The 21,570-nt window shown below is 66.9% G+C and carries 12 protein-coding genes, 3 rRNA genes and 3 pseudogenes; all 18 read left to right on the top strand.

The genetic code is table 11. The annotated features are described in order from the left end of the window. Nucleotides 1-301 precede the first annotated feature (301 nt). The 18 genes and pseudogenes from infC (at nucleotide 302) to rrf (ending at nucleotide 20,988) form a co-directional block, all read left to right on the top strand. Nucleotides 302-898 (top strand): translation initiation factor IF-3, encoded by a 597-nt coding sequence (gene infC, locus LVQ62_RS13875; RefSeq protein ID WP_179483634.1) that lies wholly within the window; start codon nucleotides 302-304, stop codon nucleotides 896-898. A 94-nt stretch (nucleotides 899-992) separates the two neighbouring features. Then, nucleotides 993-1,187 (top strand): 50S ribosomal protein L35, encoded by a 195-nt coding sequence (gene rpmI / locus LVQ62_RS13870; RefSeq protein WP_179480264.1) that lies wholly within the window; start codon nucleotides 993-995, stop codon nucleotides 1,185-1,187. Nucleotides 1,188-1,247: 60 nt separating this feature from the next. Further along, complete coding sequence (gene rplT, locus LVQ62_RS13865) at nucleotides 1,248-1,640, top strand: 50S ribosomal protein L20 (protein WP_179480266.1); 393 nt, start codon at nucleotides 1,248-1,250, stop codon at nucleotides 1,638-1,640. Nucleotides 1,641-1,677: 37 nt separating this feature from the next. Next, complete coding sequence (locus tag LVQ62_RS13860) at nucleotides 1,678-2,505, top strand: RNA methyltransferase (protein WP_233762432.1); 828 nt, start codon at nucleotides 1,678-1,680, stop codon at nucleotides 2,503-2,505. Nucleotides 2,506-2,543: 38 nt separating this feature from the next. After that, the gene (pheS, locus tag LVQ62_RS13855; protein WP_233762429.1) at nucleotides 2,544-3,638 is read left to right on the top strand and encodes a phenylalanine--tRNA ligase subunit alpha; all 1,095 of its coding nucleotides are present in this window, start codon (nucleotides 2,544-2,546) and stop codon (nucleotides 3,636-3,638) included. Then, nucleotides 3,638-6,168 (top strand): annotated as a pseudogene (pheT, locus tag LVQ62_RS13850) (phenylalanine--tRNA ligase subunit beta). The gene pheS and the pseudogene pheT overlap by 1 nt, the downstream one beginning before the upstream one ends. Nucleotides 6,169-6,195: 27 nt before the next feature. After that, nucleotides 6,196-7,236: an N-acetyl-gamma-glutamyl-phosphate reductase gene (argC, locus tag LVQ62_RS13845; RefSeq protein WP_233762427.1), complete on the top strand. Its 1,041-nt coding sequence runs from the start codon at nucleotides 6,196-6,198 to the stop codon at nucleotides 7,234-7,236. Nucleotides 7,237-7,285: 49 nt separating this feature from the next. Further along, complete coding sequence (gene argJ, locus LVQ62_RS13840) at nucleotides 7,286-8,437, top strand: bifunctional glutamate N-acetyltransferase/amino-acid acetyltransferase ArgJ (RefSeq protein WP_233762425.1); 1,152 nt, start codon at nucleotides 7,286-7,288, stop codon at nucleotides 8,435-8,437. Then, entirely contained in the window at nucleotides 8,434-9,342 is a 909-nt protein-coding gene (argB, locus tag LVQ62_RS13835) for an acetylglutamate kinase (RefSeq protein ID WP_233762423.1), read from the top strand. The genes argJ and argB overlap by 4 nt, the downstream gene beginning before the upstream one ends. Next, nucleotides 9,339-10,525: pseudogene (locus LVQ62_RS13830) on the top strand (acetylornithine transaminase). Before argB ends, LVQ62_RS13830 begins: the two are co-directional and overlap by 4 nt. Continuing rightward, a pseudogene (gene argF, locus LVQ62_RS13825) lies at nucleotides 10,522-11,453 on the top strand (ornithine carbamoyltransferase). Before LVQ62_RS13830 ends, argF begins: the two co-directional pseudogenes overlap by 4 nt. Beyond that, nucleotides 11,450-11,977, top strand: coding sequence for an arginine repressor (argR, locus tag LVQ62_RS13820; RefSeq protein ID WP_370639632.1), 528 nt, complete (start codon nucleotides 11,450-11,452; stop codon nucleotides 11,975-11,977). Before argF ends, argR begins: the two are co-directional and overlap by 4 nt. Further along, nucleotides 11,974-13,431 carry an argininosuccinate lyase gene (argH, locus tag LVQ62_RS13815; RefSeq protein ID WP_233762421.1) on the top strand — a complete coding sequence of 486 codons (1,458 nt, stop codon included), beginning with the start codon at nucleotides 11,974-11,976 and terminating at the stop codon, nucleotides 13,429-13,431. The genes argR and argH overlap by 4 nt, the downstream gene beginning before the upstream one ends. Beyond that, a complete protein-coding gene (locus LVQ62_RS13810; protein WP_233762418.1) occupies nucleotides 13,428-14,072 on the top strand; it encodes a DNA-3-methyladenine glycosylase in 645 nt (214 codons plus the stop codon). The genes argH and LVQ62_RS13810 overlap by 4 nt, the downstream gene beginning before the upstream one ends. 69 nt (nucleotides 14,073-14,141) lie before the next feature. Continuing rightward, the gene (tyrS, locus tag LVQ62_RS13805; protein ID WP_233762417.1) at nucleotides 14,142-15,401 is read left to right on the top strand and encodes a tyrosine--tRNA ligase; all 1,260 of its coding nucleotides are present in this window, start codon (nucleotides 14,142-14,144) and stop codon (nucleotides 15,399-15,401) included. 341 nt (nucleotides 15,402-15,742) lie between these two features. Beyond that, nucleotides 15,743-17,276, top strand: a 16S ribosomal RNA gene (locus LVQ62_RS13800). 328 nt (nucleotides 17,277-17,604) lie between these two features. Then, nucleotides 17,605-20,746, top strand: a 23S ribosomal RNA gene (locus tag LVQ62_RS13795). A 124-nt stretch (nucleotides 20,747-20,870) separates the two neighbouring features. Next, nucleotides 20,871-20,988, top strand: a 5S ribosomal RNA gene (gene rrf / locus LVQ62_RS13790). Together the 16S, 23S and 5S rRNA genes form the textbook arrangement of a ribosomal RNA operon. Nucleotides 20,989-21,570: the final 582 nt, after the last annotated feature.

Raw genomic sequence — 21,570 nt, 5'->3', positions numbered from 1 at the left:
TTGTGCCTACCGATCGGCGTTATGTCCGGGCAGTTGCCCGGGTCATCATCGCCGGTGTGCAAGAGAAGCAACCGCTTCCACCCTGTGCGGCAGGCATGCCGCGGGGTTCCGGTCCAGGTACGACGATCCTCTCGGTCGTCCGTCGGTGCATCGTCACCGGCGACGAATCGATGGGCCGTCGGCGTCGGTCATCGACCGATCCGCCTGAACTGCAGCGTGGGCTCCTCGTGCACCGTGGGTGGCGAGGAGCCTTTCTTCGTCTCCACGCAGCTTCGAAGGAGCAGCGGAAGAAGGAGCAGACATCAGCGCTGAACCACGTATCAACGACCGAATCCGGGTACCTGAGGTCCGGTTGGTCGGACCCAACGGCGAACAGGTCGGCATCGTGCGCGTCGAGGACGCGCTGCGACTGGCCGGCGAAGCAGACCTCGACCTCGTCGAGGTCGCGCCGATGGCCAAGCCGCCGGTCGCCAAGCTCATGGACTACGGCAAATTCAAGTACGAGGCTGCCGTCAAGGCCCGTGAAGCCCGCAAGAACCAGGTGAACACGGTCATCAAGGAGATCAAACTCCGCCTGAAGATCGACCCGCATGACTACGGCACCAAGAAGGGCCACGTCGAGCGCTTCCTGAACGCGGGCGACAAGGTCAAGGTCACGATCATGTTCCGCGGTCGCGAGCAGTCCCGCCCCGAGATGGGCTTCAAGCTGCTGCAGCGACTCGCCGAGGACGTGTCCGAGATCGGGTTCGTCGAGAGTTCGCCGAAGCAGGACGGTCGCAACATGGTCATGGTGATCGGGCCGGTCAAGAAGAAGGCCGAGGCCCGCGCCGAGGGACGTCGTAAGCGGGAGGCCGAAGCGGCCGACCAGCCCGAGACGGAGCTCGCGACCACCGAGTGACCGGCCCGCCTCGCAGCGGGCCCAGAGATTTGCACGCCACACCGGGACCTCCCGCGCGTTCTGCGCGGCCCGGCGACACGAAGGAGACCGGCAGATGCCGAAGATGAAGACCCACAGCGGGGCCAAGAAGCGCTTCCGCACCACCGGGACCGGCAAGGTGATGCGCCAGCGCGCGCGTCACGTGCACAAGTTCCAGGAGCGCAGCTCCAGCAACGCCCGCCGACTGGTGAACGACGTCGTCGTCGCACCCGCCGACACCCGCAGGATCAAGCGCCTGCTCGGTAAGTAAGCACTGCCCATCTCGCATCACCGGTGCATGCGCCGGTAGCACTCATCGAAGGAGATTCACGTGGCACGCGTGAAGCGGGCAGTCAACGCCCACAAGAAGCGTCGCGTCGTCCTGGAACAGGCGAGCGGCTACCGCGGTCAGCGTTCGCGCCTGTACCGCAAGGCCAAGGAGCAGGTAACCCACAGCATGGGTTACTCCTACCGGGACCGCCGGGCCCGCAAGGGTGACTTCCGTCGCCTGTGGATCCAGCGCATCAACGCCGGCGCCCGCGCCAACGGGATGACCTACAACCGGTTCATCCAGGGCCTGAAGGCCGCCGAGATCGAGGTCGACCGCCGCATGCTGGCCGAGCTGGCCGTCAACGACGCCCCGGCTTTCGCGGCCCTCGTCGAGATCGCCAAGGCCAACGTGCCGGCGACCGAGGAGAAGTCCGACGCCACCAGCGCCGCCTGAACGACATCACCACCCTCGAACGCCGGCCGAGCCTGCCGTGCTGACCAACCCCCGCGCGACGCGGGTGAAGGCAGTGCGAGCGCTCGGCCGGCGTTCGGCGCGTGAGCGGGCCCACCGGTTCGTCGCGGACGGGCCGCAGTCCGTCCGCGAGGTGCTGCGGTTCGCTCCCGCCACCGCCGTCGAGGTTTACGTCGACGGCGAGACGGCGCAGCGTCACGCCGACCTGCTCGAGCAGGCACGCGCTGCTGACGTACCCGTGCACGACTGCACCGCGCAGGTGCTGGCCGAACTGGCCGACACCCAGCACCCGCAAGGCATCCTGGCCGTCTGTCGGCCGGTCGACGTACCGCTGGACGACGCGCTGGACCCGGTCGTGGAGCCGACCGCAGGCTTCGTGGTCGTGCTCGCACAGGTGCGCGATCCGGGCAACGCCGGCACCGTGCTGCGAGGTGCGGACGCCGCCGGTGCCCGCGCGGTGATCGTCACCGACTCCAGCGTCGACCTCTACAACCCGAAGGTCGTGCGTTCGACCGCCGGATCCCTCTGGCACCTGCCGGTGGTCGTCGGCGCGCCCCTGGAGTCGGTCATCGACGGCTGCCGGCGGCGCGGGATCGCCGTATTCGCGGCGGACGGTGCCGGTGAGGTGCTGCTACCGGACGCCGACCTGCACGGACCGCACGCCTGGGTGATGGGCAACGAGGCGTGGGGGTTGCCGCACGAGGTACGCGATCGATGCGACGAGGTCGTCCGTGTGCCGATCCACGGTCATGCCGAATCCCTCAATCTCGCGATGGCCGCGACCATCTGCCTCTACGCCAGCGCTGCGGCGCAAACACCCGTGAAGAGCACCGCTTCCCGTCGATAGACTCCGCCAGTCCTCCGAACGTTCAACGAAGGCAGTCGATGTCAGGCCCCAACACGCAGTACGACCCGGTCGAGGTGGCTGCTCTGGACCCCGCTCAGATCGATGCGGCGGTGCAGTCCGCGATCGAGGGGATCGCGGCCGCCGACTCCCTCGAGGCGTTGAAGATCGCACGCACCGAGCACCAGGGGGACAAGAGCCCGCTCGCCCTCGCCAACCGCGAGATCGGGGCGCTGCCGCCGACCGCGAAGGCCGAGGCGGGCAAGCGCGTGGGCCAGGCCCGCGGTCGCGTCGCCCAGGAGCTCAAGGCACGCCAGCAGGTGCTCGAGGCCGAGCGCGACGAGCGCATCCTCGCCGACGAGCGCGTCGACATGACCCTGGTGCCCGACCGGCGCCCGCTCGGCCGCCGCCACCCCGTGGAGTTGATGGGGCAGCAGATGGCCGACGTGATGGTCGGGATGGGCTGGGAGATCGCCGAGGGGCCCGAGGTCGAGGCCGAGTGGTTCACCTTCGACGCCCTGAACTTCGACCAGGACCACCCGGCCCGGCAGATGCAGGACACGTTCTACGTCGAGCCCCCGGACGCCGGTCTCGTACTGCGTACGCACACCTCGCCGGTGCAGGCCCGCGCCATGCTCGAACGCGGCGTGCCGCTCTACATCGCGGTGCCGGGACGGGTGTTCCGCACCGACGAGCTGGATGCCACCCACATGCCGGCCTTCCACCAGCTGGAGGGCCTGGCCGTCGACGAGGGCCTCACGATGGCCCACCTCAAGGGCACCCTCGACCGGCTGGCGGCCGAGTTGTTCGGCCCGGACATCACCACCCGGCTGCGTCCGTCGTACTTCCCGTTCACCGAGCCGTCCGCGGAGATGGACCTGCGCTGCTTCGTGTGCCACGGCAACGACCCGGACTGCCGCACCTGCGGGGGCACCGGCTGGATCGAGTGGGGCGGCTGCGGGATGGTCAACGAGAACGTGCTCCGCGCGTGCGGCGTCGACCCGGCCAAGTACTCCGGCTTCGCCTTCGGCATGGGCATCGACCGGGCGCTGATGTTCCGCACCGGTGTCGCCGACATGCGGGAGATGATCGAGGGCGACGTGCGCTTCAACAGCCAGTTCGGGATGGAGATCTGATGCGGGTGCCCGTCGAGTGGCTGCGCGAGTACGTCGAGATCGCACCGGGGACCACCGGCGCGGACATCGCCGCCGCCCTGGTGCGCGTCGGTCTGGAGGAGGAGGGCCTGCACGGCGCCGACATCACCGGACCGCTGGTGGTCGGCCGGGTGATCTCCGCCGACCCCGAGCCGCAGAAGAACGGCAAGACGATCAACTGGTGCCAGGTCGACGTGGGCGATGCCAACGGCACCGGTGAGCCGCAGGGCATCGTCTGCGGGGCGCACAACTTCGCCGCGGGCGACTGGGTCGTCTGCGTCCTGCCAGGCGGGGTGCTGCCCGGCGATTTCCACATCGCCGCGCGCAAGACCTACGGGCACGTCAGCGCCGGGATGATCTGCGCCGCGGACGAACTCGGCCTGCCCGACGACGGCTCCGGCGGGATCATCCGGCTGGCCGAGCTGCTGCCGGGCGCGGAGCTGGTGCCCGGCCAGGACGCCGTCGCGCTTCTCGGTCTGGATCGCGAGACGGTCGAGATCAACGTGACCCCCGACCGCGGCTACTGCTTCAGCCTGCGGGGCGTCGCCCGTGAGTACTCCCACGCGACCGGCGCAGTCTCCACCGATCCGGTGCCCGCCCTCGCGCAGCGCGCCCCGCACGACGCAGACACTGGCTTCGCGGTGCGCCTGGACGACCGCTCGCCGCTGCGCGGACAGGCCGGCTGCCGCCGCTATGTCACCCGCACGGTGCGCGGCATCGACCAGGGCGCACCCACCCCGGCCTGGATGGCCACCCGGCTCACCGAGGCCGGCATGCGGCCCATCTCGCTGACCGTCGACATCAGCAACTACGTGATGCTGGCGCTCGGCCAGCCCACCCACACCTTCGACCTCGCGACGATCTCCGGTCCGATCGTCGTACGCCGGGCAGCCGCCGGCGAGACCTTGAAGACCCTCGACGATCAGGAGCGTTCGCTCTTCGGCGAGGATCTGCTGATCACCGACGGCGGTGACCGCGTGCTCGGCATCGCCGGGGTGATGGGCGGCGCCGACACGGAGATCTCGGGGACCACTACCGACGTGCTGATCGAGGCGGCGAACTTCGACCCCGTCTCGATCGCCCGCTCGGCCCGCCGGCACAAGCTGCCGTCGGAGGCCGCGCGCCGGTTCGAGCGCGGGGTGGACATCGACCTGGCCCCCGCGGCCGCACAACTGATCGTCGACCTGCTCGTCGAGTACGCCGGGGAGTCGCCGACGATGGCGCGACCGACGTCGGTGACGGGCTCCCTCCCGTCACCATCGACTTCGACCTCACCCTGCCGACGCGGCTGGTCGGTGTGGCGTACGACGAGGAGCAGGTCGTCGACGTCCTGCGCCATATCGGTTGCGCCGTCGAAGTGTCCGGCAATCGCGCCAGCGTCGTGCCGCCCACGTGGCGCCCCGACCTGACCACCGGCCCCGACCTCGTGGAGGAGGTGGCACGCATCCACGGGTACGACGCCATCCCCTCGGTGGTGCCCCGCCCGCCCGGCGGTCGAGGTCTGACGCGCAGTCAGCAGACCCGGCGCACGATCGCGGACCTGCTGGCCGGTCGCGGTCTGCAGGAGACCTGGAGCGCGCCGTTCGTCAGCCCGCAGGTGCTGCAGCGGCTCGGGATCGGCGACGCCGACCCCCGCAGCCGGGCCGTCAAGATCGCTAACCCGCTGTCCCAGGAAGCCGACCTCTTCCGTACGACGCTGCTGCCGGGACTGCTCGACGCCCTGCGGCGCAACGTGTCCCGCGGTGCCCGCGATCTGGCGCTGTTCGAGGTCGGGCTCGTCGCCCTGCCGGACGGACAGGGCCGTAAGGCGCCCACCGAGGAGCCCGGCATCCGCCCGGACGACGCCACGCTGGCGCAGATCCGTGCCGCCGTACCGCCGCAGCCGCGACAGCTCGCTTTCGCCCTGACGGGTGAGCGCGACCGCACTGCCTGGTGGGGTCCCGGACGTGGCGCGGACTGGACCGACGCCCTGGAGATCGTGCGCGACCTGGGCCAGGCCCTCGGCCTCGCGCTCACCACAGCCGCCGACGAGCGGGCACCGTTCCACCCCGGCCGGTGCGCCGTGGTCACGGTCCCGGGCGGCGGGATCGCCGGCTGGGTCGGAGAGGTGCACCCGAAGGTCGGCGAGGCCCTGGAACTGCCCGCACGTACGGTCGCCGGTGAACTCGACCTGGACGTGCTGCTCGCCGCGAGCGAGGGCGACACGGTCTCGGCACCCGTCTCGACGTACCCGATGGCCAGCAGCGACGTGGCTCTGGTCGTCGACGAGACCGTCCCGGCAGCGCGAGTCGAAGCCGCCCTGCGCGCGGGTGCCGGTGACGACCTCGAGGCGGCAGCCCTCTTCGACCTCTATTCCGGCGAGCAGGTCGGTGCGGGCAAGAAGTCTCTGGCCTACCGGCTGCAGTTCCGGGCGCCGGACCGCACGCTCACCACGACCGAGGTGAACGCGGCCCGCGACCGTGCGGTGGCTCGCGCGGAGCAGGAGACGGGGGCGTCCCAGCGCGGCGCATGAGTATGCGCAGGCATGTATGATCATGCAATGCTGAAGATCGCAGTCGCCGGAGCGAGCGGGTACGCCGGTGGGGAGATTCTGCGCCTGCTGCTGGGCCGTCCCGACGTGCAGATCGGACACGTCACGGCGGCGAGCAGTGCCGGTAGGACGCTCGGCGAGGTGGCGCCGCACCTCAGCCCGCTGGCCGACTGCGTGCTCCTGGACTCCACCGCCGAGCACCTGCGCGATCACGACGTGGTGTTCCTGGCGCTGCCGCACGGCGCGTCCGCCTCGGTCGTCGAGCAGCTCGCGCCCGACACCGTGATCATCGACTGCGGCGCGGACTTCCGGCTGCAGGACGCCGACGCCTGGACCACCTTCTACGACACCCCGCACGCCGGCACCTGGCCCTACGGCCTGCCCGAGCTGCTCACGGCCGGCGGTCGGCAGCGCGACGCCTTGCGTGGTGCCCGTCGTATCGCGGTCCCCGGCTGCTATCCCACCGCGTGCACCCTGGCACTTGCTCCTGCGTTCGCCGCCGGACTGGTGCAGCCGCGCGACGTGGTCATCGTCGCTGCCAGCGGCACCTCCGGTGCCGGGCGCAGCCTCAAACCGCACCTGCTGGGGGCCGAGGTGATGGGCGCGATGTCGCCGTACGGCGTCGGGGGCACCCACCGGCACACCCCCGAGATCGAGCAGAATCTCGCCGTGGCCGGTGGCGCTCCGGTGCGGGTGTCGTTCACCCCCACCCTCGCCCCGATGCCGCGGGGAATCCTCGCCACCTGCACGGCACCCCTGGCCGACGGCGTCCGACCGGGGCAGGTCCGGGAGGCGTATGCCGCGGCGTACACCGACGAGCCGTTCGTCGAGCTGCTCCCATCCGGGTCGTGGCCGTCGACCGGGAGCGTGCTCGGGTCCAACATGGTCCATCTGCAGGTCGAGGTCGACGAGCGGGTCGGCCGGGTGGTCGCCGTCGCAGCCGTGGACAACCTCACCAAGGGCACGGCGGGCGCTGCGCTGCAGTGCATGAATCTGGCGCTCGGGCTCCCCGAGACGACCGGCCTGCCGACAGCGGGGATCGCACCGTGACGACGACCGGCACCAGCAGGACCGACAACGCAGAGACAGGGAGTAGGCCGTGAGTGTCACCGCACCGCAGGGGTTCCGGGCAGCCGGTGTGACCGCGGGTCTGAAGGCCAGCGGCGATTCCGACGTCGCGCTCGTGGTGAACGACGGGCCCGACCATTACGCGGCCGCCGTCTTCACCAGCAATCGCATCGAGGCGGCGCCGGTCACCTGGAGCAGGCAGGTCGTCTCCGACGGCCGAGCCGATGCCGTGATCCTCAACTCCGGCGGTGCGAACGCGCTGACGGGTGCGCAGGGATTCGCCGACACCCACCGCACGGCCGAGGCGACCGCGGACGCGATCGGCGTCTCCGCGGGTGACGTCGTGGTGTGCTCGACAGGTCTGATCGGCGAGCTGCTGCCGATGGACAGACTGCTGTCGGGTGTCACCCGGAGCGTCGAGGCACTCGACGCACAGGGCGGTACGGCGGCTGCCACCGCGATCATGACCACCGACACGCACCCCAAGCAGGCGACGGTCGCGCGGTCGGGATGGTCGGTCGGCGGGATGGCCAAGGGCGCCGGGATGCTGGCGCCGGCCCTGGCCACGATGCTCGTGGTCATCACGACCGACGCCGTGGTCGACCCCACCGACCTCGAGCCGGCGCTGCACGCGGCGACGGAGATCACCTTCGACCGGATCGACTCCGACGGGTGCCAGTCCACCAACGACACCGTCCTGGTGCTCGCCTCCGGTGCCTCCGGCATCACCGTCGATCGAGCGGAGCTGGTGGATGCTCTGACCGACTGCTGCGCCGACCTGGCCCGCCAGCTCATCGGCGACGCCGAGGGCGCGCATCACGACATCAGCATCGAGGTCCTTTCCGCCCTCTCCACGACCGAGGCGCTCGAGGTCGGCCGGGCGATCGCGCGTAACAACCTCTTCAAGTGCGCGGTCTTCGGCAACGACCCGAACTGGGGTCGGGTGCTGGCGGCCGTCGGCACGACGTACGCGAGCTTCGACCCGGCCGAGCTGGACGTCTGGATGAACGGCGTGCAGGTGTGCCGGTCCGGTGGCGTGGGCGAGGACCGGGCGGGCGTCGATCTGAGCGGTCGGGAGGTGCAGGTCGTCGTGGCCCTCCACGCGGGGGAGGCGGCGGCGACGATCTGGACCAACGACCTCACCCACGAGTACGTGCATGAGAACTCGGCGTACAGCACATGACCCTTCGCCCGCGCACCGATCTGATCGCCGCCGCCGACAAGGCCGTCACGCTGGTCGAGGCGCTCCCGTGGCTGGAGCGGTTTCGCGACGCGCTCGTGGTGATCAAGTACGGCGGGAACGCGATGACCGACGACGCGCTCAAGCTCGCGTTCGCCCAGGACGTCGCCTTCCTGCGGTACGCCGGGCTGCGCCCGGTCGTCGTGCACGGCGGCGGCCCGCAGATCCAGATCATGCTCGACCGGCTGGGCCTGCAATCGGAGTTCAAGGCCGGTCTGCGCGTCACCACACCGGAGGTGATGGAGGTCGTGCGCATGGTGCTGACCGGCCAGGTCTCCCGTGAGCTCATCGGCCTGATCAACCAGCACGGATCACTGGCCGTGGGGTTGTCCGGCGAGGACGGCTCGCTCTTCGGCGCACGTCGCCGCGGCGCGCTGATCGACGGCGAGGAGGTCGACATCGGGCTCGTCGGCGACGTCGTCACCGTCAACCCGGCCGCCGTCCGCGACCTGCTCGACGCCGGCAGGGTGCCCGTGGTGTCCTCCGTCGCGCCGGACCTGGCCGAGCCGGGGCAGGTGCTCAACGTCAACGCCGACACCGCGGCGTCGGCGCTGGCCGTCGCGCTGGGTGCGCACAAGCTGGTCATGCTCACCGACGTGGAGGGCATCTACGCCGACTGGCCCGACCGCGACAGCCTGCTCAGCTCCCTGTCCCTGCAGCGCGCCGAAGAGCTGCTGCTGGAGGTGGACTCGGGCATGGTGCCCAAGCTGGAGGGGTGCATCCGTGCGATCCGCGGCGGAGTGCCTCAGGCGCACGTGATCGACGGCCGCCGGGCGCACTCGCTGCTGCTCGAGGTCTTCACCGACGAAGGGATCGGCACCATGGTGCTTCCGCAGGACGACGCATGACCGCCCAGCAGGACCTGCTGCGGCGCTACGAGGGCAGCCTGCTGGGCGTGTTCGGCACGCCCCCGCTCGTGCTGACGCACGGCGACGGCTGCTACGTGTGGGACGCCGACGGCCGGCGCTACCTCGACCTGCTCGGCGGCATCGCCGTCAACGTGCTCGGCCACGGGCACCCGGCCCTCGTGGCGGCGGTGTCCAAGCAGGCGGCCGAGGCCATCCACGTCTCCAACCTCTTCACGTCCCGCCCGCAGATCGAGCTCGCCGAGCAGCTCTTGCGGATCGCCGACGCGCCGGACGGCTCGCGGGTCTTCTTCGCCAACTCCGGCGCCGAGGCGATCGAAGCGGCCATCAAGCTGGCGCGGCGTACCGGCCGCCCAGGCATCGTGGCCGCGGAGGGCGCCTTCCACGGGCGCACCACCGGCGCGCTCGCACTGACCCACAAATCGGCCTACCGCGCGCCGTTCGAACCGCTGATGCCCGGCGTCAGTCACGTCCCGTACGGCGACGTCGACGCGTTGGCGTCGCAGGTCACCTCCGAGACCGGGGCAGTCGTGCTGGAACCGGTGCAGGGTGAGGCCGGCGTCATCGTGCCCGACCCGGCCTACCTGCGGGCGGCCCGCGAGATCACCACAGCCGCAGGGGCATTGCTGATCCTGGACGAGATCCAGACCGGCATGGGACGCACCGGCCGCTGGTTCGCCCACCAGCACACCGACGTGGTGCCGGACGCCATCACGGTGGCCAAGGGGCTCGGTGGGGGAGTGCCTGTCGGCGCCCTGGTGACGTTCGGCGATCAGGTGTCACAGCTGCTGCAGCCGGGTCAGCACGGGTCCACCTTCGGGGGCAATCCGCTGGCCGCGGCAGCGGGCCTGGCCGTGGTCCAGACCATCGAGGAGCAGGGACTGCTCGCGAACGCCGAGCACCTCGGCCGTCTGCTGGCCGAACGCATCCACGACGAGGCCCCGGATGGAGTCACCGGCGTGCGGGGGATGGGCCTGCTGCAGGCCATCACCCTCGCCGAGCCGATCGCGCCCGCAGTCGCCGTCGCCGCCCGCGAGGCCGGCTTCATCGTCAATCCCGTCGCGCCGCAGGCACTCGGCTTGCACCGCCGTTGATCCTGAGCACGACCCAACTCGACCAGTTCCTGGATGCGCTCCCGGGCATCCTGCAGGAGGCAACCTCATGACCCGGCACTTCCTACGCGACGACGACGTCACTCCGGTGGAGCAGGCCAGGATCCTGGACGAGGCAGCGCGCCTGAAGGGGAGCGCTTCGCTGCCCGCCCGCTGGAGGGCCCGCGGTCCGTCGCGCTCGTCTTCGACAAGCCCACGCTGCGCACCCAGCTGTCCTTCTCCGCAGGGGTGTCCGAGCTCGGCGGTTACCCCGTGGTCGTCGACGGGTCGATGGCCCAGATCGGGGTGCGCGAGTCGATCCCCGACTGCGCCCGGGTCCTCGGTCGGCAGGTGGCCGCGATCGTGTGGCGCACGTTCGACCAGTCCCGGATCGAGGAGATGGCGCGGTACGCGGGGGTGCCGGTGGTCAATGCGCTCACCGACCAGTTCCACCCGTGCCAGATCCTGGCCGACCTGCTGACCATCACCGAGCACCGCGGCAGGCTCGCCGGTCTCACCGCGGCATACGTCGGCGACGCCGCCAACAACATGGCCCACTCCTACCTGCTCGGCTTCGCGACCGCGGGCATGCACCTTCGGGTCGGCGGGCCGAACGTGGCGCAGGCGGACCCCGAGGTCGTCCGCCGTGCGCACGAGATCGCCGCCACGACAGGGGGATCGATCACCCTCACCGACGACCCGCGCGCCGCGGTCGACGCCGCGCAGGTCGTCATCACCGACACCTGGGTGTCGATGGGTCAGGAGGGCGAGTCCGCGACCCGCAAGGGCAGCGACTCCCCGTTCGCGCCGTACGCCGTCGACACCGACCTGCTGAGCCACGCCGCCGACGATGCGATCGTCCTGCACTGCCTCCCGGCCTACCGCGGGTTCGAGATCAGCGCCGAGGTGATCGACGGGCCGGCGTCGGTGGTCTTCGACGAGGCCGAGAACAGGTTGCACGCCCAGAAGGCGCTGCTGGCCTTCCTGCTGGAGCAGTCGTGATCCCGGCGACGCGGACGGCGCGCCAGCGGCTCATCGTGGAGGTGATCACGTCCGAGCGGATCCGCTCACAGTCCGAGCTGGCCGACCACCTGGCCCGCAGCGGGGTGGAGGTCACCCAGGCGACGCTCTCGCGGGACCTCGTGCAGCTGCGCGCCGCCAAGGTGCGCGACGGCTCGCAGCTCGTGTACGCCGTGCCCGCCGAGGGCGGCGACGACCGGCCACGGCCGCCCGCCGACGGCGGCGAGGTGGACGAGCGGCTGCGCCGCGTGTGCGCCGAGCTGCTGGTCACCGCGACGGTCACGGAGAACCTGGTCATCCTGCGCACCCCACCGGGAGCCGCGAACTACCTGGCGTCCGCGATCGACCACTCCCTCGCCGCCGACGTGGTGGGCACCCTCGCCGGGGACGACACCGTCATGGTGGTGGCAAGCTCGTCCGCCACCGCACCTGCGGTGGCACGAGCGCTGCTCGACGCAGCGGAGCACACCGATGCCGCACGCGATCAAGGAGACTCACCGCAATGACCGACGAGACCCGAGCGACCTCAGCGCCCACCGTCAGCCTGTGGGGCGGCCGGTTCAGCGACGGGCCGGCGGACGCCCTGGCGGCGCTGTCGAAGTCGACGCACTTCGACTGGCGGCTCGCGTCGTACGACATCCGCGGATCCCGGGCGCACGCCAGGGTGCTGCACGGAGCGGGACTGCTGTCGCCGGAGGATCTCGCCGCGATGCTGGACGCCTTGGACCGGCTGGCGGACGACGTCGCGAGCGGCGCGTTCGGTCCCGCACCGGACGACGAGGACGTGCACACCGCGCTCGAACGGGGACTGATCGACCGGGCCGGTCCGGAGGTGGGCGGCCGGTTGCGCGCCGGCCGCTCGCGCAACGACCAGATCGCCACGCTCTTCCGGGTCTACCTGCGCGAGCACGCCCGTGAGGTCGGGGGACTGCTGCTCGACGTGGTCGACGCCCTGGTCCTGCACGCCCGCGCGCACCTCGGTGTCGCGATGCCGGGCCGCACCCACCTGCAGCATGCGCAGCCGGTGCTGTTGTCCCATCACTTGCTCGCCCACGCCTGGGCGTTGCTGCGGGACGTCGACCGGCTGCGTGACTGGGACGTGCGCGCGGACGAGTCGCCCTACGGATCCGGGGCACTGGCGGGTACGGCGCTCGGTCTCGACCCGCTCGCCGTGGCCCATGAGCTGGGCTTCAGCACCTCGTCGCCGAACTCCATCGACGGCACCGCGAGTCGGGACGTCGTCGCCGAGTTCGCGTTCGTCGCGGCGATGGCCGCGGTGGACATCTCCCGCATCGCCGAGGAGGTCATCCTCTGGGCCACCCGGGAGTTCTCCTTCGTGACGCTGGACGACGCGTTCTCCACCGGGTCGAGCATCATGCCGCAGAAGAAGAACCCCGACGTCGCCGAGCTGGCGCGGGGCAAGGCGGGTCGCCTCGTCGGTGATCTCGCGGGACTGATGACGACGCTCAAGGGCCTCCCGCTCGCCTACAACCGTGATCTGCAGGAGGACAAGGAGCCGATCTTCGACGCCGTCGACTCGCTCGAGGTGCTGCTCCCGGCGTTCTCCGGGATGGTCGCCACCCTCACCTTCGACATCGAGCGCCTCGAGTCGCTCGCGCCTCAGGGTTTCGCCCTCGCCACCGACATCGCCGACTGGCTGGTGCGTCAGGGGGTCGCGTTCCGGATCGCGCACGAGGTGGCCGGTGTGTGCGTGCGGGTGTGCGAGTCGCGCGGCATCGAGCTGTGGGAGCTGACCGACGAGGACCTGCAGGAGATCGATCCGGCCCTGCAGCCCGGGGTGCGCGAGGTGCTGAGCGTGCCGGGCTCTCTGGCCTCGCGCAGCTCCCGGGGCGGTACGGCGCCGGAGCGGGTGCGCGACCAGCTCCAGGAGGTCGATGAGCGCAACGACGAGCTGCGCACTTGGACCCGGCGAGTCCCCGGGGACCACGCCGCGGAATGACCGGTCCTGCCTCGCTGCCGTTCCCGCTCGACGGTTCGGTCGACGTGCTCGACGTGGCGCCGAGGATGCTCGGGGCGTACGTCGAGCACGCCGGCGTGGGAGTGCGGATCTGCGAGGTCGAGGCGTACGACGGCGCGAACGACCCGGGAGCGCACGGCTTCCGCGGGCAGACGCCGCGCAACTCGGTGATGTTCGGGCCTCCGGGGCACCTGTACGTCTACTTCACCTACGGGATGCACTACTGCATCAACGTCGTCTGCGGTCCGGTCGGGCACGCGGCCGGCCTCCTGCTCCGGGCCGGCGAGGTCGTGCACGGCGTCGGCCTCGCTCGGGAACGCCGTGGACTTCGAGGCCGACAAGGCACGGTCCCCGACCGAGACCTGGCCCGTGGGCCCGCGCGGCTGGCCCTGGCCCTGGGTTTCACCGACCTGGGCCGCAACGGCACCGATCTGAGCGACCCGGAGTCGCCCGTGCACGTGCGGGCGGGCGAGCCGGTGCCGCTGACCGCGGTCCGGATCGGCCCGCGGGTAGGGGTCAGTGGTGCCGGCGGGGACGGTGCGACGTATCCCTGGCGGTTCTGGATCGACGGCGACCCGCACGTCTCGACGTACCGCCCGTCGAAACCCCGTCGACGTACCTGAGACTTGTACGGCAGCCTGCACCCACGACACGGCGCCCCGGACGGTGCGCCACGGAAGGAACCGAGACCAGTGACTGACATCTTCGAGGAGCTGCAGTGGCGCGGCATGGTGGCCCAGACCACCGACGAGACCGCCCTGCGCGAGGCACTCGCGAGCGGCCCCTTGACGGTCTACTGCGGTTTCGACCCGACCGCGCCGTCGCTGCACTTCGGCAACCTGGTGCAGCTCGTGCTGCTACGCCGACTGCAGCGTGCCGGGCACCACGTGCTGTGCCTGGTGGGCGGTTCGACCGGCCTGATCGGCGACCCGCGACCGTCGGCCGAACGGGTGCTGAAGACGCCTGAGCAGACCGCGGAGTGGGTGAGCCGCATCGAGGAGCAGGTGCAGCCGTTCCTGGACTTCGACGGGTCCAACCCGGCCCGCATGGTCAACAACCTGGACTGGACGCGGGGCATCACCGCCCTGGACTTCCTGCGCGACATCGGCAAGCACTTCCGGGTCAACACTATGATCAAGAAGGACGCCGTCGCCGCGCGACTGAACAGCGAGCACGGCATCAGCTACACCGAGTTCAGCTACCAGGTGCTGCAGGGCCTGGACTACCTGCACCTCTTCCGGGAGTTCGGGTGCACGCTGCAGACCGGCGCGGTCGACCAGTGGGGCAACATCCTGGCCGGCGCCGACCTGATCCGGTCCACCGAGGGCGCGGCGGTGCACGTGCTCACGACTCCGTTGCTGACCGACTCCAGCGGCCGCAAGTACGGCAAGTCCGAGGGCAACGCCGTCTGGCTTGACGCCAAGATGTTCAGCCCGTGGGCCTTCTACCAGTTCTGGATCAACGTCGACGACGCCGAGGTGGTGACCCTGCTCAAGGTGCTGACCGACCTGGACCGGGAGCAGATCGCGGTCCTGGAGCAGCAGGTGCGTGACGAGCCCTTCCGTCGTACAGCGCAGCGCACGCTGGCGGAGCTGGTGACCACCCTCGTGCACGGCGCCGACGCCACCAGGTCCGCGCAGGCCGCCGCTGAGGCACTGTTCGCCAAGGGGGATGTGAGCGCGCTCGACGAACGCACGCTGCAGGACGCGACGGCGGAGCTTCCGGGCGGTGTCGTGGACACCGGGTCCACGATCGTCGACGCCCTGGTGCAGACGGGCGTGGCCGACAGCCGCAACGCTGCACGACGGCTGATCGACGAGGGCGGCATCTCGCTCAACAACGTCAAGGTGACGACCGCGGAGGCCACCTTGACCGAGGCCGATTACCTGCACGGACGGGTGGCCCTGATCAAGCGCGGACGCAAGCATCTGGTGGCCGCACGGAGGTCCTGAGGGCCGATTTGGTCGCACCCGACCCGGTGTCGTACGCTCTTGCCCACTGCCTGACGGAGGCACGGACGGCGAGCAGCCGGCTGGTCCGCAGGTCGGTGAAAACCCAGCACCACGAACGAAATACCCCGCTTCGCTCGATTTGGAAGCAGCCGGGACGTGGTGCTAAGTTAGAGAAGTTGCCCCGGAGAAATGCGGACAAGATCTGCATGTAACGGTCGCGATCGTTTCTTGATAACTCAACAGCGTGTCGAGTGATTGATGCCAGATTTTTTGTTTGGTTGATGTTGACGAAGTTTTATCTTCTGTTGATTTCAGCCGGGATTGGATTTTGCAGAATAGGTTTTTTGGAGAGTTTGATCCTGGCTCAGGACGAACGCTGGCGGCGTGCTTAACACATGCAAGTCGAACGATGATGCCCGCAGCTTGCTGTGGGTGGATTAGTGGCGAACGGGTGAGTAACACGTGAGTAACCTGCCTTTCACTCTGGGATAAGCCTTGGAAACGAGGTCTAATACTGGATATGACTCACCGTCGCATGGTGGTGGGTGGAAAGCCTTATGGTGGTGGATGATGGACTCGCGGACTATCAGCTTGTTGGTGGGGTTGTGGCCTACCAAGGCGATGACGGTTAGCCGGCCTGAGAGGGTGACCGGCCACATTGGGACTGAGACACGGCCCAGACTCCTACGGGAGGCAGCAGTGGGGAATATTGCACAATGGGCGAAAGCCTGATGCAGCGACGCCGCGTGGGGGATGACGGCCTTCGGGTTGTAAACTCCTTTCGCTCGTGACGAAGCCTTTCGGGGTGACGGTAGCGGGAGAAGAAGCACCGGCTAACTACGTGCCAGCAGCCGCGGTAATACGTAGGGTGCGAGCGTTGTCCGGAATTATTGGGCGTAAAGAGCTTGTAGGCGGTTTGTCGCGTCTGCTGTGAAAGCCCGGGGCTTAACTCCGGGTCTGCAGTGGGTACGGGCAGGCTAGAGTGTGGTAGGGGAGACTGGAATTCCTGGTGTAGCGGTGAAATGCGCAGATATCAGGAGGAACACCGATGGCGAAGGCAGGTCTCTGGGCCATTACTGACGCTGAGAAGCGAAAGCATGGGGAGCAAACAGGATTAGATACCCTGGTAGTCCATGCCGTAAACGTTGGGCGCTAGGTGTGGGCCTCATTCCACGAGGTCTGTGCCGTAGCTAACGCATTAAGCGCCCCGCCTGGGGAGTACGGCCGCAAGGCTAAAACTCAAAGGAATTGACGGGGGCCCGCACAAGCGGCGGAGCATGCGGATTAATTCGATGCAACGCGAAGAACCTTACCAAGGCTTGACATACACCAGATCGCAGCAGAGATGTTGTTTCCTTTTGGTTGGTGTACAGGTGGTGCATGGTTGTCGTCAGCTCGTGTCGTGAGATGTTGGGTTAAGTCCCGCAACGAGCGCAACCCTCGTTCCATGTTGCCAGCACGTAATGGTGGGGACTCATGGGAGACTGCCGGGGTCAACTCGGAGGAAGGTGGGGATGAGGTCAAATCATCATGCCCCTTATGTCTTGGGCTTCACGCATGCTACAATGGCTAGTACAGAGGGTTGCGATGCCGCGAGGCGGAGCGAATCCCTTAAAGCTGGTCTCAGTTCGGATTGGGGTCTGCAACTCGACCCCATGAAGTCGGAGTCGCTAGTAATCGCAGATCAGCAACGCTGCGGTGAATACGTTCCCGGGCCTTGTACACACCGCCCGTCAAGTCACGAAAGTTGGTAACACCCGAAGCCCACGGCCTAACCACCTTGTGTGGAGGGAGTGGTCGAAGGTGGGATTGGCGATTGGGACTAAGTCGTAACAAGGTAGCCGTACCGGAAGGTGCGGCTGGATCACCTCCTTTCTAAGGAGCGATACACCTGCGGTCGCCGAGTGTGTGGCCGGGTGTGCTCATGGGTGGAATCATCAATCATGGTGCTGTTGTTCTGGTGCTGTTCGTGTCGTAGTACTACCGGGTTGGTTCCTTTGCGGGGCTGGCCGTGGTGTGGAGGCGTGCGGGTGGTGGCAGGCGGGAGTGTCGACACGCTGTTGGGGTTATGAGGAAACGATCGTTGTTTTCTCTTGTTTGGTGGCACCTTCAGGTCCTGGTCCCGCGTGTGTGGGGTTGGTGATCGGTTGGGTGTGTGTTGTTTGAGAATTACACAGTGGACGCGAGCATCTTTGTTTTTGTGGCTCAAGTTTTTAAGGGCGCACGGTGGATGCCTTGGCACCAGGAACCGATGAAGGACGTAGGAATCTGCGATAAGCCTCGGGGAGCCGATAACCAGGCTGTGATCCGAGGGTTTCCGAATGGGGGAACCCACCACGAGATATGTCGTGGTACCCGCATCTGAACTCATAGGGTGTGTGGAGGGAACGTGGGGAAGTGAAACATCTCAGTACCCACAGGAAGAGAAAACAACATGTGATTCCGTGAGTAGTGGCGAGCGAAAGCGGAAGAGGCTAAACCGTAGTTGTGTGATACCTGTCAGGGGTTGCAGCTGCGGTGTTGTGGGGCCGGTCTTTTTCATCTCTGACAGGATGGAGGACAGTAAAAAATCGCGCGTGTAGGTGAAGCATCTTGAATGGTGCGGCGTAGAGGGTGTGACTCCCGTAACCGAAACATGTGTGACTGTCTGGACTGGTACCCGAGTAGCACGGGGCCCGTGAAATCTCGTGTGAATCTGGCAGGACCACCTGCTAAGCCTAAATATTCCCTGGTGACCGATAGCGGACAAGTACCGTGAGGGAAAGGTGAAAAGTACCCCGGGAGGGGAGTGAAATAGTACCTGAAACCGTGTGCTTACAATCCGTCAAAGCCGACATGTGCGGTGATGGCGTGCCTTTTGAAGAATGAGCCTGCGAGTTAGTGCTCAGTGGCGAGGTTAACCCGTGTGGGGTAGCCGTAGCGAAAGCGAGTCCGAAGAGGGCGTTTGAGTCGCTGGGTCTAGACCCGAAGCGGAGTGATCTACCCATGGCCAGGTTGAAGCGCCGGTAAGACGGCGTGGAGGACCGAACCCACTTAGGTTGAAAACTGAGGGGATGAGCTGTGGGTAGGGGTGAAAGGCCAATCAAACTCCGTGATAGCTGGTTCTCCCCGAAATGCATTTAGGTGCAGCGTCACGTGTTTCTTACCGGAGGTAGAGCTACTGGATGGCTGATGGGCCTCACCAGGTTACTGGCGTCAACCAAACTCCGAATGCCGGTAAGTCAGAGCGTGGCAGTGAGACGGCGGGGGATAAGCTTCGTCGTCGAGAGGGAAACAGCCCAGATCACCAGCTAAGGTCCCTAAGCGTGTGCTAAGTGGAAAAGGATGTGGAGTTGCTGTGACAACCAGGAGGTTGGCTTAGAAGCAGCCACCCTTTAAAGAGTGCGTAATAGCTCACTGGTCAAGTGATTCCGCGCCGACAATGTAGCGGGGCTCAAGCACACCACCGAAGCTGTGGCATTCACACAGTCCCCTAGGTACCAGGCTTGTCCTGGTGGTTCAGGGGTGTGGATGGGTAGGGGAGCGTCGTGTGGGCAGTGAAGCGCCGGGGTGACCCAGGCGTGGAGGCCACACGAGTGAGAATGCAGGCATGAGTAGCGCATGACGGGTGAGAAACCCGTCCGCCGAATAACCAAGGGTTCCAGGGTCAAGCTAATCTGCCCTGGGTAAGTCGGGACCTAAGGCGAGGCCGACAGGCGTAGTCGATGGACATCCGGTTGATATTCCGGAACCGGCGAAGAACCGCCCATATCGAATCAGGGGATGCTAACCATCCGAACCCACCGTTTCGCGTGCGTCACCTTTCGGGGTGGTGGACGTGTTGTGTGGGGGAGCGTGGGACCCGATCTTGTAGTAGGTAAGCGATGGAGTGACGCAGGAAGGTAGCCTCCGCGTGGCGATGGTTGTCCACGTCTAAAACTGTAGGGAGTGGTGTAGGCAAATCCGCACCACACATATCCTGAGAGTTGATAGTGACCACGAATGTGGGAAGTAGGGTGATCCTATGCTGCCAAGAAAAACTTCTAGCGAGGTTCGAGCCGCCCGTACCCTAAACCGACTCAGGTGGTTAGGTAGAGAATACCAAGGCGATCGAGTGAATCGTGGTTAAGGAATTCGGCAAAATACCCCCGTAACTTCGGGAGAAGGGGGCCCAATCCTTGAAACCCTATGCGGGTTAGGGGTGAGGGTCGCAGAGACCAGGGAGAAGCGACTGTTTACTAAAAACACAGGTCCGTGCGAAGAAGTAATTCGATGTATACGGACTGACGCCTGCCCGGTGCTGGAACGTTAAGGGGACCGGTCAGTCACTTTCGGTGGCGAAGCTGAGAACTTAAGCGCCAGTAAACGGCGGTGGTAACTATAACCATCCTAAGGTAGCGAAATTCCTTGTCGGGTAAGTTCCGACCTGCACGAATGGCGTAACGACTTCTCCACTGTCTCAACCACGAACTCGGCGAAATTGCAGTACGAGTAAAGATGCTCGTTACGCGCAGCAGGACGGAAAGACCCCGGGACCTTTACTATAGCTTGGTATTGGTGTTTGGTACGGTTTGTGCAGGATAGGTGGGAGACTATGAAGCGGGCACGCCAGTGTTCGTGGAGTCATCGTTGAAATACCACTCTGGTCGTTCTGAGCACCTAACTTCGGTCCGTGATCCGGATCAGGGACAGTGCCTGGTGGGTAGTTTAACTGGGGCGGTTGCCTCCTAAAGAGTAACGGAGGCGCCCAAAGGTTCCCTCAGCCTGGTTGGCAATCAGGTTTCGAGTGTAAGTGCACAAGGGAGCTTGACTGTGAGACAGACACGTCGAGCAGAGACGAAAGTCGGGACTAGTGACCCGACGGTGGCTTGTGGAAGCGCCGTCGCTCAACGGATAAAAGGTACCCCGGGGATAACAGGCTGATCTTGCCCAAGAGCTCATATCGACGGCATGGTTTGGCACCTCGATGTCGGCTCGTCGCATCCTGGGGCTGGAGTAGGTCCCAAGGGTTGGGCTGTTCGCCCATTAAAGCGGTACGCGAGCTGGGTTTAGAACGTCGTGAGACAGTTCGGTCCCTATCCGCTGCGCGCGCAGGAAACTTGAGAAGACCTGTCCCTAGTACGAGAGGACCGGGATGGACGAACCTCTGGTATGTCAGTTGTCACGCCAGTGGCACGGCTGATTCGCTACGTTCGGAAGTGATAACCGCTGAAAGCATCTAAGCGGGAAGCACGCTTCAAGATGAGGTTTCCATCACCCCTTGGGGTGTGAAGGCACCCAGCTAGACTACTGGGTTGATAGGCCGGATGTGGACACACCGTAAGGTGCGTAGCTGACCGGTACTAATCTGCCGACAACTTGACACCACAACCAAAACTTTAAGAGCTTGCTCGCGTCCACTGTGTGATTCTGGAACAACACACCCACCCCACCACCACCCCGAACACAGGGGTCGCGTGGTCGTAGGCAGGTCGCATAGTTCCATAGTGTTACGGCGGTCATAGCGAGGCGGGAAACGCCCGGTCCCATACCGAACCCGGAAGCTAAGCCCTTCAGCGCCGATGGTACTGCACACGGGAGTGTGTGGGAGAGTAGGACACCGCCGAACTACCTTTATGAATGCGGGGGTGCGAGATAACCGAATGGTTGTCTTGCACCCCCGCATTCTTTTTGTCTATCCCGTTCCCGGTGGGAACGTGGGTGTCGGCCCACGCGCGGGGCAACCGGCGGGCTCACGCGATCTCGCTGTCGCACTAGGGTGCAGACGAGCGATCTATCAGAAGGCAGGTGTCGGCGATGCCCGACGAGGACCAGAACTCCGGAGCAGAATCGGAGTCGACGCAGCACTCCTCACGATGGAGTGCGGCCCGCGGTCGCGAAGCGGGCTCCGCCGACAGTTCGGGCGGCGACGCGACGTCGCGCAGCCGCGGTGAGCGCCCGGACCAACGTCGCACCGGTGACGGGCAGCGTCCGGACCGGACACGTTCTGGTGGTGGCCGCGCGGGCGGTGCGCCGGAGCGAGGTCGTTCCGGTGGTGGCCGCGCTGGCGGTGCGCCGGATCGGTCGCGTGGTGAGCGCGGGGCCGCGGGTGGCCGGGACGCACGCCAAGGCGGCCGGCCGCCCGGGGCCGGTGGCTCCCGGGAGGGGCGCGCATCTGGTCATGCACCGCGTGGCGGTCGCGGCGATGACC

Origin of the sequence: Allobranchiibius sp. GilTou73 (genome assembly GCF_021391335.1) — a bacterium.
Classification (GTDB): Bacteria; Actinomycetota; Actinomycetes; order Actinomycetales; family Dermatophilaceae; genus Allobranchiibius; species Allobranchiibius huperziae.
The sequence above is the reverse complement of the archived record's forward strand: the minus strand, read 5'-3'. Positions and strand labels throughout refer to the sequence as shown.